Raw genomic sequence first — 12,134 nt, forward strand, 5'->3', positions numbered from 1 at the left:
CATAAAGCCCAACCTGCATGCTGCGACGAAATGAACCCCTGAAAAAAATGAAACTTGGCGCAAACGGGGTCGGTCAATCCTTACGTAATGACTTTTCCTCGTTAATGCATCAAGGAGAAACACCATGAGTAGCACAGGCGATAAAGTAAAAGGCATGGCCAATGAAGCGGTCGGCAACGTCAAGCAAGGTGTGGGTAAAGCCACTGACAACACCAAACTGCAAGCCGAAGGCACCCTGCAAGAGAAAAAGGGCGAAGCCCAGCAAGCGGTCGGCAAAGCCAAAGACGCCATCAAGAAGGGCGTCGACAAGGCGTAATCGGGCCTTGAACGAAAGACACGAACGGCCATCCAAGGATGGCCGTTTTTGTATCCTCAACAGGCGCTGACCCACCGAGGCTCGCCAAGTAGGCTAACGTGATGTAAAAAACGGCCCCTGAGTCGCCACGACTTCAACCTGTAATGCGGCGAAAGGAGACGCGAATGATATTTCCGGACATGAAAGGTTTGCCCCTGCACCGGGTGATGGTACGCACCGTAACTGAATTCATCGACGACGAGATGTCGACGTACGCCTCGGCACTGGCCTACCAGATGCTGTTTTCGCTGTTCCCGTTCATTCTGTTCCTGATTGCGCTGATCGGTTTCCTGCACCTGCCGGACTTCTTTACCTGGCTGCGTCTGCAATCGGAACTGGTGCTGCCACCGCAGGCGCTGGAACAGGTCAACCCGGTGATTGATCAGTTACAGCAGTCCAAGGGGGGGCTGCTTTCGGTCGGTATCGTGATTGCCCTGTACACCGCATCTGCCGGCGTGCGCCTGATGATGAGCGCGATGAATGCCGCCTACGATGTGGTCGAAGGCCGGCCGGTCTGGAAGCGTTTTCCACTGTCGATTTTCTACACCGTCGGCATTGCCGGCATGTTGCTGGCCGCCGCCGCGCTGATGGTGCTCGGGCCGCAAGTGATGGGCTGGATCGCCGCGCAGGTTGGCCTGGAAGAAGTCATCGTCACCGTCTGGACCATCGCGCGCTGGCCGGTCATCGTGATTCTGATGATGGTTGCCGTGGCACTGATCTACTACGTGATGCCGGACGTCAAACAGGAATTCCGCTTCATCACTCCGGGTTCGGTATTGGCAGTCGTGGTGTGGATCATTGCCTCACTGGGCTTCGCGTTTTATGTGAAAACCTTCGCCAACTACAACGCAATGTATGGCAGCATCGGGGCGATCATCGTGCTGTTGCTGTACTTCTACATTTCCTCGGCGGTGCTGTTGCTCGGCGCGGAGATGAATGCGGTGATCGAACACATGTCCCACGAGGGCAAGGACTCGGGCGAGAAAGTCCCCGGCGAACTCGACGAACATCCCAAACAACATGTCTCGGGCCTGGGCCGCGATCATTCGCTCAAGCCGGACACTGACGAAGCCTGATCATGATCCGTGAAATCCTCAAAATGGGCGACGAGCGCCTGCTGCGCATCGCCCCGCCGGTACCGGCCGAAATGTTCGACAGCGCCGAGTTGTGGCAACTGATCGACGACATGTTCCAGACCATGGAAAGCGTCGGCGGCGTCGGCCTGGCTGCACCGCAGATCGGTATCGACCTGCAACTGGTGATCTTCGGTTTCGAGCACAGCGAACGGTACCCGGACGCTGAAGCGGTGCCACAGACGATCCTGATCAACCCGCTGATCACACCACTGAGCCCATTCACCGAAGAGGGCTTTGAAGGCTGTCTGTCGGTGCCGGGTTTGCGTGGCGCGGTGGATCGTTATCAGCAGATTCGTTATGAGGGCTTTGATCCGAAGGGCGAGCCGATCGTGCGTATCGCTTCAGGTTTCCACGCGCGAGTGGTGCAACACGAGTGCGATCATCTGATCGGTCGGCTGTACCCGTCGCGCATCACTGATTTCAGCAAGTTCGGCTTCACCGAGGTGATGTTCCCGGATCTCGATCCCGCCGCAGACGATTGATCCGAGTCCGGCACAATCGCCCCTATTGGATCTCTATTGATTCAGCCCCATCGCAATCATTGGCTTGCTGCGCGCATAGCGGCTCAACCGCTCAGCCATCGCCTGGGGCAGGGGCGGGTCGAAACTGAACCCGCGTCGCTCATAAAAACCACGCAAATCCGGATGGCAGAACAGCCACACGGGCTGCGTCACGTCCTCTAGCGCGGCGTCCATAAGCTTGGCCGCAATCCCCTGCTCACGACATCCGGGATCGACGAACAACCCGGTCAACCATTGGCCGCCCGACACTGGCCGTAAACACAACGCAGCGACAATCTCTCCCCGGCGTGCCACCCACAAATGCGCCTCGCGCACGGCTTTCATCGAGGATTGGTGGCGGCGGTAAAACTTGTTCATCAACGGCCAAAGAGACTCGTCGAGCAGGCTGTATTGGGTGTCAGGCATGGGTTCGGACTGTCGGTGGGCAAAGCGGCGATTATAAAAGAACGCGCGCGGCGGGATAGGTGTATACCTGATCTCACATCCCCTGTGAGTGGAGTACGCATCATGTCCAAAGGTATGGATTCAAAGAAAGCCGCGAAGAAGAAGCCGGCCAAGACCGCGATTGAAAAACGCGCCGAGAAAAAAGCGAAGAAAGTCGACATCTTCGGTCATTGATCACGCCTCTCCGGAGCCCGGTTCTCGGGCTCCTGGCTGAATTCGCAAGTGATCTGCAAAATTCATTCACCGCGGCTGCACAGAGGGGAGGATTCCCGTTCCGGTCAACGCCATGTCCCGATCATTTCGACGCCGCCCACCCCGCGTGATGGCCTTCGATCCGCCGACCTATCCCTTCGCTGAACCGATTCTTGTGCAAAAAGTGCCAGATACTGGCCGACTAGTGGCCTTGCGCAAGGCTTTTCGCTGTCTATGCTGACACTTAACTAACCTTGTGGATCGTACGGGTTAGTCCGTGATTTCACGCTGCCAGAGTGCGCATTCCAAGGCACCGACACTGAACCAACAAGGAGCGTCATTTAAATGGAAGTTCTTCAACGCGTTAGGGCTGGCCCGCAGGCGGGCTATCAAGAGAAGGATGTCTTGATTAGAGCGTCGCTGCATGGACACTCCGATTGATCATCATTTATCACCTGACAACTTCCTCCCGTGGAGGAGTGCGTGTGCCTGTTCTGTGGAACGTAGTGATGGATCTTGAAAGACCTGAACTTTCATCAAATCAAAAGTCCGCGCGAAAGGTGATACAAACATGTTCAACCTACATCACAAGGCTGACCTGCAGGAAATCGAACGCTTCAGTTGTGCCCTGACCGAAGCCAGCGCCAAGTTGGACGCGATCAGCCGCTCGATGGCGATGATTGAGTTCAGCCCTGAAGGTATCGTTCTGGATGCCAACGAAAATTTCTGCAAGACCATGGGCTATGGCGCCGAGGAAGTGCGTGGCAAACATCATCGGATCTTTTGTGAAGAAGCGTTTTATCGCAGCGAAGAGTACGCCAGTTTGTGGCGCGACCTGGCCCGTGGTGAGCCGATCAGCGGCACTTTCCAACGCTTGAACAAGCGCGGCGAGGAAGTCTGGCTCGAAGCCAGTTACATGCCGGTGTATGGCCAGGACAAGCAAGTCAGAAGTGTGATCAAGGTGGCGGCGGACATTACCGCGCGGATCAACAAGGAGCATGAAGAGGAAAGCATGCTGGCGGCGATCGGTCGCTCCATGGCAGTGATCGAGTTCACCCCTGAGGGCAATGTGATTACCGCCAACGAAAATTTTCTCAAGACCATGCAGTACTCGCTCAGCGAAATCGTCGGCCATCACCACAGCCTGTTTTGCCATCGCGCCGAAGCCGAGTCTGCGCAATACAAGGCGTTCTGGGCTTCGCTCAATCGCGGCGAGTATCACTCGCACCGTTTCGAGCGCAAGAACAAATCCGGGCAAATGGTTTATCTGGAGGCCTCATACAACCCGTTGTTCGATGCCAAAGGGCGGCTGTACAAAGTGGTGAAGTTCGCCAGCGACATCACCCAACAGATGACCACCCTGCAGAACGCTGCGGAATCAGCCCACAGCACTTCCGTACAAAACGACGCCTGTGCGCAAAAAGGCTCACAAGTCGTGCAGCAAACGGTGCAGATCATTCAGGACATTTCCCACGACCTCAACGAAGCTGCGGTGAGCATCGATGCGGTGAGCAAACAATCGGACATCATCGGCACCATCGTCCAGACCATTCGCGGCATCGCCGATCAGACCAACCTGCTGGCGCTCAATGCCGCCATTGAAGCGGCGCGGGCCGGCGAACATGGACGCGGTTTTGCCGTGGTCGCCGATGAAGTTCGAAGCCTGGCGGCACGCACCAGTCAGGCGACCCTGGAAATTGTCGACGTGGTGCGCAAAAACCACGACTTGTCGTTGAGCGCGGTGTCGAGCATGCAATCGAGCCTGAACCGAACGGGCCTTGGCGTCGAATTGGCCAATGAGGCGGGGGAGGTGATTCTGGAGATTCAGCAGGGCTCACGGCATGTGGTGGATGCGATCAGCCAGTTCAATGAGACGTTGCAGTTGAACTGACCATACCACCCCTGTGGGAGCGGGCTTGCTCGCTCCCACATCAGGTTTCATGCTGGCTTGAGCTCAGAGCGCAGCCAGAAACGTATTCGCCATCTTGTCGCTGTCCTTGACGTCATTGACGTTTTCTTTCTCCGATTGCGCCAGTTGCATCTTGTCCTGCAAACGCTGGGCGATCTCTTTGCCGATGGCCAGTTGTTTCTCCGGCGGCATGTTCTTGATGTCGTCTTCGGTGATGCCCATGTCCTTGAGAATACTGTCGCGCAGACGCTGTTCAGGCGTCTTGCTCATGTAGTCCTTGAACTCGTCGGTGGCGGAACCGGTGGTTTTGGTTGCGTGCGAAGTGTCGGTGGTTTGCAGGCCGACGCGGGTCTTGGCGAAGGCTTCGTCGACGTTATCGCTCAGGCGTGCGGCAGCGCTGACTTGCTGAGTGGCAATCTGCGTGGCCGAAGCTTGCACCTTGGCGGTGGCTTCGCTGTTTTGCGTCTGCACCTGGTTTTGCAGCGCTTGCAGCATCGCGCCGTGCAGGCCGCCTTGCAGACCGGCGGCCGCCGTGGCGGTCGCGTCTTCTGCCAGCCGCTTGGGCAGCGGCAGAATTTCCATTTGTTTGGCACTGACCAACATGATGAATTGACCTGTAGGTAATGACTGACCGCCATAGAGGAGCAATTACCATGCCCGATCAATAAAGCCTTTTACTTCATGGGGTTGTTTGATTCAGTCGATCGAAAAAACGGTGATCCCTTGCCGGTTGGCGGCAGTGGATCACCGCAATCTGTCAGCGTCGGGCAATGTGCTCCAGCGTCAGATTCCGGCAGCGCCGAGGCCGGCAAACCAAACACCCGGTCAAACAACCAGTTGAACGCAAACGTGTAGCACGGGATGAAGATGATCAGCGCCAGATCCAGTAGAAACGCCTGCATCAGGCTGATGTTCATCCACCACGCGATCAACGGAATCAGAAACACGATCAACGTCAGTTGAAAACCAACGGCATGGACGATGCGTCGCTTGACCGTGCGGGTGCGTGATGGCTGACGGCTTTCCCAGTGTTCGAACATCGAGGTGTAGATGAAATTCCAGGTCACGGCGATGGTGGTGATGATCACGGCCAGCGGCCCGGTGCTGCCCGGCGAGGTGCCGGACAACAGCGCCAGACCGAGGGCGGAGAAGGTCATGCCGATCACTTCGTAAAGCGACACATAGACCAGTTTGCGTTTGACGCCTTGCATGGAGTTGCCTCTTTCTTGCCACTTGTTAGCCAGCGGGGCTGGCGAAGGCGGCGAAAGATAGCTTCAATAGGGCTGACAGAAAAAGTCAGCAGCTTTCAGTTCTATTGATAGGTAAGCCAAGTTGAATTTCAACAGTGACAGCATCGAACTGTTCCTTGCCGTGATCGAACGCGGTTCGTTTTCCGCCGCCGCTCGGGCGTTAGGCAAAGTCCCGTCGGCGGTGAGCATGGGCATTGGCAACCTTGAGGCTGAACTCGGCTATTCGTTGTTCGACCGCCGTCATCGCGAACCGCAACCGACGGCAATGGCCCTGTCACTGGTGCCCCATGCACGGCTTATTGCCGAACAGCTCAAACAACTGCAAGTGCACGCGGTGGAGTTGTCCTTGGGGCTGGAGAGCAAACTGTCGATTGGCGTGGCGGCGGACATCGATCGCCATCGTTTGCTGGCGGCGATCGGGGTAATTGCCGAGCGTCACCCGCTGCTCGACATCGAAGTGCTGACCGCGCCCCAGGATGACGTGCTGGCGATGCTCCACAGTGGCCGCGTCAATGTGTGTATCGCATTCGCCGGGCTGAGTGTGAACGTGCTGGAGCGCTTTCAGTTTGTTGGCAGTGAACGCATGATCGCCACACTGGCGGCGAACAGCCCGTTGTTGCAGGGGCAGGATCTGTTCTTGGAGGATTTGGTGCAGGTGCGCCAGATCGTTTTGGCCAGTCGTGACTTGCCGATCAGCGAGACACGACCGTTGGTGGCGCAATCGTATTGGCGCACCGACAACCTTGAGACGGCAATGGAGATGGTCGAGGCAGGATTGGGCTGGGGCAATTTTCCGTTGTCGGTGGTGCAGTCGCGGCTGGACTCGGGGCGCTTGAAACGGCTGAACTTTCGCAACATCGAAAACGGTCTGGTGCTGCCGGTGCATGCGGTGTGGCTCAAGAGCCAACCGCTGCAGAAGGGTGCGTTGGCACTGGTTGAGCGCCTCGGTCACTAGAGTGTTGCGCCAATCCAGTGTGGGAGCGGTGTTATGTGCTTTCGCGGATTTTCAGTTCGAAGCCCATGTCCTCGACTGGACGCGCCACGCTGTTACCCGCCATCAACGTCAGCATCTGTTCCGCCGCCCGCCGGCCAATCGCTTCACGCGGGGTATTGATGCTGCTCAGGCGCGGCACCATGTGCTCGGACATCGGCAAGTCGTTGAAGCCCAGAATCGCCACTTGCTCGGGAATCCTGATGCCATTGCGTAGCGCCTCAAGCAAAGCGCCCTGCGCCAGGTCGTCGTTACCGAAGAAGATCGCATCGACATCCGGGTGCGCCGCCAGCAATTGCACAAACAACTCGCCGCCCAACCCCACGGACGACGCACGGGGGGTCAGCACTTCCAGATCCGGGTCGTACCTCCCGGCCTTCTGCAAGGCTTTGCGAAAACCTTCACCGCGCAACAAGGTGCGCTGATCGAGTTGCGCGCCGATGTAAGCCAGACGCTTGCGCCCACGGGACAACAAATGTTTGGCCGCCGTCTCGCCCGCGCTGAGCTGGGAGAACCCGACGCAATTCACCCCGGCGGCGCTGTCCAGTTCCATCATGTACACGCAGGGAATGTTGCTGGCTTCGATCATCCGCCGTGAACTTTCAGTGCGATCAAACCCGGTCAGCAGCAAACCGCGTGGCCGATAAGCCATGTAGTTGCGCAGCAGGTTCTCTTCTTCATCACGGGAATAGTGGAAGTTGCCGATCAGCACTTCGAAGCCCTTGGGCGTCAGCACCCGATGAATGGCTTCCAGCGTATCGATGAACAGCAGGTTGGACAGCGACGGCACCAGCACCACCACTGAATGGCTCTGGGCCGAGGCCAGTGCACGGGCGGCGGGGTTGACGACGTAGTTGAGTTCGAGCGCGGCTTTCTGGACTTTTTCGACCAGTTCGGTGGCCACGGTGCTGACCCCACGCAACGCGCGGGAGGCGGTAATCGGGCTCACGCCGGCCAGGCGGGCAACTTCATTGAGGGTGGGACGGCCGGTGGTGCGGGTATTTTTATCGTTTTTAGGGGTGGTCATCGGGCGGCTTGCCAAACAAAAATCAAGGCACTAAGGTAGCGCTGTCCTGATGCAGCTGCAAATGCGTGAGCGAGATCCTGCCTGATCCTCGCTTTTTGGTATCGGGAACAAACCTGCTGCAACCCAAAAAAACGACAAGAAGGCGTCGGCAACTTCTGCCTGTGCACTAGAGTCATAGCTAGCAAAGGTAGCGCTGTCTGCGCGCTGAGGTGTTATATGAGTCATCCCATCACCGCCCTGGTCATCATGGGCGTTGCCGGTTGCGGCAAGACGTGCGTCAGCGAGGCCCTGTGCCAATTGAGCGGCGCCACTGCCATTGAAGGCGATACTTTTCATCCGGCCGCCAACATCGAAAAGATGAGCGCGGGGATCCCCCTGAACGACGAAGACCGCGCCGGCTGGCTCGACAGCCTGTGCGATGAACTGCGTCGCGTCGATGCACAAGGCCAGCGCCCGGTGCTGACCTGTTCGGCGCTTAAACACAGTTACCGCGAAGTGCTGCGCAGTGCCTTGCCGGGCCTGGGTTTCGTGTTTCTTGAACTGACCCCTGAAGTCGCCGCCGAGCGTGTCTCCCACCGCCCGGGCCACTTCATGCCGGCCACGTTGATCGAAAGCCAGTTCGCCACCCTCCAATCGCCGGTCGGCGAGCCGTTGACCCTGGCGTTGAATGCTTCGATCCACAGCGTTGAAGAACTGGCCGAACAGGCTCACGTCTGGTGGCAGGCCCACGGTCTGAAACCGGCGGTATGAGTGTGTTCAAGCAGATAGCGCTGTCCTCACGACTTCTGATCAACCCGCTTTAATAACAACAACAACCAGGAGACACCCCTAATGTTTGGCATGTCCCACGACTCGTTCCTGCTGCTCGATGCAGTGGTCACGGTAATCGGCCTGATTATCCTGATCACCAAGTTCAAAATTCACCCGTTCATTTCCCTGACCATCGCCGCCGCCTTCCTCGGCCTGACCTCCGGCATGCCGATCGGCACCATCATCAAGGCGTTCCAGGACGGTTTCGGTGGCGTGCTCGGTTTTGTCGGCATCATCCTCGCGCTGGGCACCATGCTCGGCAAAATGATGGCCGAGTCGGGCGGGGCGGATCAGATCGCCCAGACCCTGATTCGCGCGTTCGGCAAGGACAAGGTTCAGTGGGCCATGATGTTTGCCGCGTTCCTGGTGGGCATCCCGCTGTTCTTCGAAATCGGCTTCGTGCTGCTGATTCCGCTGGTGTTCATCGTTGCCCGTCGTACCGGCGTGTCGATCATCAAGATCGGCATCCCTCTGCTCGCCGGCCTTTCCGCCGTGCACGGTCTGGTGCCACCGCACCCCGGCCCGCTGCTGGCCATCGGCGTGTTCGGCGCTGACATCGGCAAGACCATTCTTTACGGTCTGATCGTCGCGCTGCCGACGGCAATCATTGCCGGCCCGATCTTCGGTACGTTCATCGCCAAGCACATTCCGGGTCACCCGAATCAGGAACTGGTCGATCAACTGGCCCGTGAAACCGATTCGACCAAGCTGCCGAGCTTCAGCATCACCCTGATCACCGTGCTGCTGCCGGTGTTCCTGATGCTGCTCAAAACCTTCGCAGACGTGGCGCTGCCGGACGGCCATTTCTTCCGTACCTGGATGGACATGATCGGCCACCCGATCTCGGCGTTGCTGCTGGCGTTGCTGCTGTCGCTGTACACCTTCGGTCACAAGCAAGGCATCGGCTCCCAGCAGATTCTCAAATGGCTGGATTCGAGCCTGGCACCCACGGCTGCGATCATCCTGATCATTGGTGCCGGCGGTGGCTTCAAGCAGATGCTGGTCACCAGCGGTGTGGGTGATGTGATCGGTCACATGGCGGTCAGCGCACAGATCTCGCCGATCCTGCTGGCGTGGCTGGTGGCGGCGGTGATTCGTGTCGCTACCGGTTCGGCTACCGTGGCGACCATCACCGGTGCAGGCATCGTGGTGCCAGTGGTCGGGATGATTCCGGGTGTCAACCGTGAACTGCTGGTGCTTGCCACCGGTGCCGGTTCGTTGATCCTGTCCCACGTCAATGACGCCGGTTTCTGGCTGGTGAAGCAATACTTCAACATGACCGTGGCCGAGACATTCAAGACCTGGACGGCGATGGAAACCATCCTCTCCATCGTCGCGTTGGGCTTTATCCTGCTGTTGTCGCTGTTCGTTTAAGCGATATCGTCAGGCACAAAAAAACCGCAGCGATGCGGTTTTTTTGTGGGCGGATTTTATGGTTCACCCAAAACCAGTGTGGGAGCGGGAAATGTGTCAGGCGCCGGTTTTCGGGACCAAACCATCGGCTCTGAACATCCCGCGAATCCCGCGTACCGCCTGACGAATCCGGTCCTGGTTCTCGATCAGCGCAAAGCGCACATGGTCATCGCCGTACTCACCAAACCCGACCCCCGGCGAGACACAAACCTTGGCCTCGGCCAGCAGCTTCTTGGCGAATTCCAGCGAACCCAGATGTGCATAAGCCTGGGGAATCTTCGCCCAGACATACATCGAAGCTTTCGGGTTCTCGACCATCCAGCCCAGTTCATGCAGGCCCTTGACCAGCACATTACGCCGCTGACGATATTGCTCGGCAATGTCGAGCACGCACTGTTGATCGCCTTCCAGCGCCGCAATCGCGGCCACTTGCAGCGGCGTGAAGGTGCCGTAGTCGTGGTAGCTCTTGATCCGCGCCAAGGCGTTGACCAGTTCCGGGTTACCGACCATGAAACCGATACGCCAACCGGCCATGTTGTAGCTCTTGGACAGGGTGAAAAACTCCACCGCGATGTCCTTGGCGCCCGGCACCTGCATGATCGACGGCGCTTTCCAGCCGTCGTAGACGATGTCGGCGTAAGCCAGATCGTGGATCACCAACACGTCGTACTGCTTGGCGAGGGCGATGACTCGCTCGAAGAAGTCCAGCTCCACGCACTGCGCGGTGGGGTTGGACGGAAAGCCGAGGATCATCATCTTCGGCTTCGGAATCGAGCCGCGAATGGCCCGTTCCAGTTCGGCGAAGAAGTCCACACCGGGCACCAGCGGCACCGAACGCACCTGGGCGCCGGCAATCACCGCGCCGTAGATGTGAATCGGGTAGCTCGGGTTCGGCACCAGCACTGTGTCGCCCTGATCCAGTGTGGCCAGCATCAAATGCGCCAGGCCTTCCTTGGAGCCGATGGTGACGATGGCTTCGCTTTCCGGATCGATATCGACCTCGTAGCGTTGCTTGTACCAGTTGGAAATCGCCCGGCGCAGGCGCGGAATGCCCTTGGACGTGGAGTAACCGTGGGTGTCGTCACGCTGGGCGACTTGCACAAGTTTTTCGACAATGTGCGGCGGCGTGGCGCCGTCGGGGTTGCCCATGCTCAAGTCGATGATGTCTTCACCACGACGCCGCGCGGCCATCTTCAGCTCGGCGGTGATGTTGAAAACGTAAGGGGGAAGTCGATCAATGCGCGCAAAGCGGCGCGGCGAACCTTGTTCAGCCATTGTTGCCTCGGATAACGTAAGCGCCCGGAACCGTCCGAGCGACGCGGGTCACTGCGGTGACCTGTGGCGGAAGATAAGGTCAGTGATGGCATACTGTCCAGCGCGTTTTTTAACAATTTTTGCCCAAGGAAAATGGTTGATGGAATTCACCAGCGGCTTCTTGCTGAGTCTTTCGCTGTGCCTGGACATCGGCGTGGCCAACATCGCCATGATCACCCTGGCGATGCAGCGCGGATACTTTCAGGGCTTCGCACTGGGCCTGGGCACCTGCGTCGGCGACCTGGTTTATGCGGTGCTGGCACTGGCCGGAATGACCGTGCTGCTGCAATACGAAACCGTGCGTTGGGTCCTGTGGATCGGCGGTTCGGCGCTGTTGATCTACTTTGCGGCGAAGATGATTTATTCGGCAATTCACCACGAAGCGCTGCTCGCGCAAACCGCTGAAGTGGGGCACAACTCCCATCGCAAGGAATTCTTCCGCGGGATCTTTCTGGCCATGTCGTCGCCGAGCGCGATTCTCTGGTTTGCGGCGGTGGGCGGCACGCTGATCGCCCGTTCCGGTGGCGGTGGCCCGCTGAGTTCGGCGCTGTTTCTCGCCGGGTTCCTCTGCGCCGGGCTGCTGTGGTCGGCCGGTTTGTGCTTCGCTGCAAGCCACGGAGGCAAGCTGCTCGGCGACAAATTGCTGCGCTACTCATACATGGCATCTGCAGCGATCTTCTGCTATTTCGCGGTATACGTGATCGTATCGGGCTATAACGAGTTTGTCGGTTCGGGCGCCGTCGAGCAGTTGCACGCGCTGTAACCGTGCGAA

Annotated in this window: 11 protein-coding genes and 3 pseudogenes; 9 read left to right on the forward strand and 5 right to left on the reverse strand. The window is 58.3% G+C overall.

Annotated features, from left to right (window positions below; translation table 11 throughout):
- Positions 1-124: 124 nt before the first annotated feature.
- From AACY50_RS01590 to def, 3 genes are all read left to right on the forward strand, one after another.
- Entirely contained in the window at positions 125-316 is a 192-nt protein-coding gene (locus AACY50_RS01590; protein WP_339430936.1) for a CsbD family protein, read from the forward strand.
- Positions 317-480: 164 nt separating this feature from the next.
- Complete coding sequence (locus AACY50_RS01595; protein WP_339430935.1) at positions 481-1,431, forward strand: YihY/virulence factor BrkB family protein; 951 nt, start codon at positions 481-483, stop codon at positions 1,429-1,431.
- Positions 1,432-1,433: 2 nt separating this feature from the next.
- On the forward strand, positions 1,434-1,973 hold the full coding sequence (gene def, locus AACY50_RS01600; protein WP_339430934.1) for a peptide deformylase: 540 nt from the start codon (positions 1,434-1,436) through the stop codon (positions 1,971-1,973).
- Positions 1,974-2,006: 33 nt separating this feature from the next.
- On the opposite strand, the gene AACY50_RS01605 is transcribed toward def, so the two are convergent.
- Positions 2,007-2,417: a GNAT family N-acetyltransferase gene (locus AACY50_RS01605; protein WP_339538070.1), complete on the reverse strand. Its 411-nt coding sequence runs from the start codon at positions 2,415-2,417 to the stop codon at positions 2,007-2,009.
- 901 nt (positions 2,418-3,318) lie between these two features.
- Between AACY50_RS01605 and AACY50_RS28630 the strand changes: the two are divergent.
- Together AACY50_RS28630 and AACY50_RS28635 are read left to right on the forward strand one after the other, a co-directional pair.
- Positions 3,319-3,996 (forward strand): annotated as a pseudogene (locus tag AACY50_RS28630) (PAS domain-containing protein); the annotation flags it as partial.
- 111 nt (positions 3,997-4,107) lie between these two features.
- A pseudogene (locus tag AACY50_RS28635) lies at positions 4,108-4,539 on the forward strand (methyl-accepting chemotaxis protein); the annotation flags it as partial.
- 63 nt (positions 4,540-4,602) lie between these two features.
- Here the strand turns inward: AACY50_RS28635 and AACY50_RS01615 are convergent.
- A complete protein-coding gene (locus tag AACY50_RS01615; RefSeq protein ID WP_339464026.1) occupies positions 4,603-5,160 on the reverse strand; it encodes a hypothetical protein in 558 nt (185 codons plus the stop codon).
- Positions 5,161-5,330: 170 nt separating this feature from the next.
- Positions 5,331-5,768 (reverse strand): annotated as a pseudogene (locus tag AACY50_RS01620) (PACE efflux transporter); the annotation flags it as partial.
- A 121-nt stretch (positions 5,769-5,889) separates the two neighbouring features.
- Here AACY50_RS01620 and AACY50_RS01625 point away from each other — a divergent pair.
- The gene (locus tag AACY50_RS01625; protein ID WP_339538072.1) at positions 5,890-6,762 is read left to right on the forward strand and encodes a LysR family transcriptional regulator; all 873 of its coding nucleotides are present in this window, start codon (positions 5,890-5,892) and stop codon (positions 6,760-6,762) included.
- A gap of 31 nt (positions 6,763-6,793) precedes the next feature.
- Here AACY50_RS01625 and AACY50_RS01630 read toward each other — a convergent pair whose 3' ends face one another.
- The gene (locus AACY50_RS01630; protein ID WP_339430928.1) at positions 6,794-7,825 is read right to left on the reverse strand and encodes a LacI family DNA-binding transcriptional regulator; all 1,032 of its coding nucleotides are present in this window, start codon (positions 7,823-7,825) and stop codon (positions 6,794-6,796) included.
- Positions 7,826-8,041: 216 nt separating this feature from the next.
- Between AACY50_RS01630 and AACY50_RS01635 the strand changes: the two genes are divergently transcribed.
- On the forward strand, positions 8,042-8,575 hold the full coding sequence (locus AACY50_RS01635) for a gluconokinase (RefSeq protein ID WP_221730740.1): 534 nt from the start codon (positions 8,042-8,044) through the stop codon (positions 8,573-8,575).
- An 81-nt stretch (positions 8,576-8,656) separates the two neighbouring features.
- A complete protein-coding gene (locus AACY50_RS01640) occupies positions 8,657-10,009 on the forward strand; it encodes a GntP family permease (RefSeq protein ID WP_339430927.1) in 1,353 nt (450 codons plus the stop codon).
- A 96-nt stretch (positions 10,010-10,105) separates the two neighbouring features.
- Here AACY50_RS01640 and alaC read toward each other — a convergent pair whose 3' ends face one another.
- A complete protein-coding gene (gene alaC, locus AACY50_RS01645) occupies positions 10,106-11,323 on the reverse strand; it encodes an alanine transaminase (RefSeq protein ID WP_339464029.1) in 1,218 nt (405 codons plus the stop codon).
- Positions 11,324-11,462: 139 nt separating this feature from the next.
- Here alaC and AACY50_RS01650 point away from each other — a divergent pair, with 139 nt between their 5' ends.
- Positions 11,463-12,125: a LysE family translocator gene (locus AACY50_RS01650; RefSeq protein ID WP_339430925.1), complete on the forward strand. Its 663-nt coding sequence runs from the start codon at positions 11,463-11,465 to the stop codon at positions 12,123-12,125.
- Positions 12,126-12,134: the final 9 nt, after the last annotated feature.

The organism is Pseudomonas sp. RA_15y_Pfl2_54, assembly GCF_963971015.1.
In the GTDB taxonomy this organism is placed as follows: domain Bacteria; phylum Pseudomonadota; class Gammaproteobacteria; order Pseudomonadales; family Pseudomonadaceae; genus Aquipseudomonas; species Aquipseudomonas baetica_A.

Coding starts and splice junctions, on each gene's coding strand:
- AACY50_RS01590 (WP_339430936.1), top strand. CDS start 125: ATGAGTAGCACAGGCGATAAAGTAAAAGGCATGGCCAATGAAGCGGTC.
- AACY50_RS01595 (WP_339430935.1), top strand. CDS start 481: ATGATATTTCCGGACATGAAAGGTTTGCCCCTGCACCGGGTGATGGTA.
- def (WP_339430934.1), top strand. CDS start 1,434: ATGATCCGTGAAATCCTCAAAATGGGCGACGAGCGCCTGCTGCGCATC.
- AACY50_RS01605 (WP_339538070.1), bottom strand. CDS start 2,417: ATGCCTGACACCCAATACAGCCTGCTCGACGAGTCTCTTTGGCCGTTG.
- AACY50_RS01615 (WP_339464026.1), bottom strand. CDS start 5,160: ATGTTGGTCAGTGCCAAACAAATGGAAATTCTGCCGCTGCCCAAGCGG.
- AACY50_RS01630 (WP_339430928.1), bottom strand. CDS start 7,825: ATGACCACCCCTAAAAACGATAAAAATACCCGCACCACCGGCCGTCCC.
- AACY50_RS01635 (WP_221730740.1), top strand. CDS start 8,042: ATGAGTCATCCCATCACCGCCCTGGTCATCATGGGCGTTGCCGGTTGC.
- AACY50_RS01640 (WP_339430927.1), top strand. CDS start 8,657: ATGTTTGGCATGTCCCACGACTCGTTCCTGCTGCTCGATGCAGTGGTC.
- alaC (WP_339464029.1), bottom strand. CDS start 11,323: ATGGCTGAACAAGGTTCGCCGCGCCGCTTTGCGCGCATTGATCGACTT.
- AACY50_RS01650 (WP_339430925.1), top strand. CDS start 11,463: ATGGAATTCACCAGCGGCTTCTTGCTGAGTCTTTCGCTGTGCCTGGAC.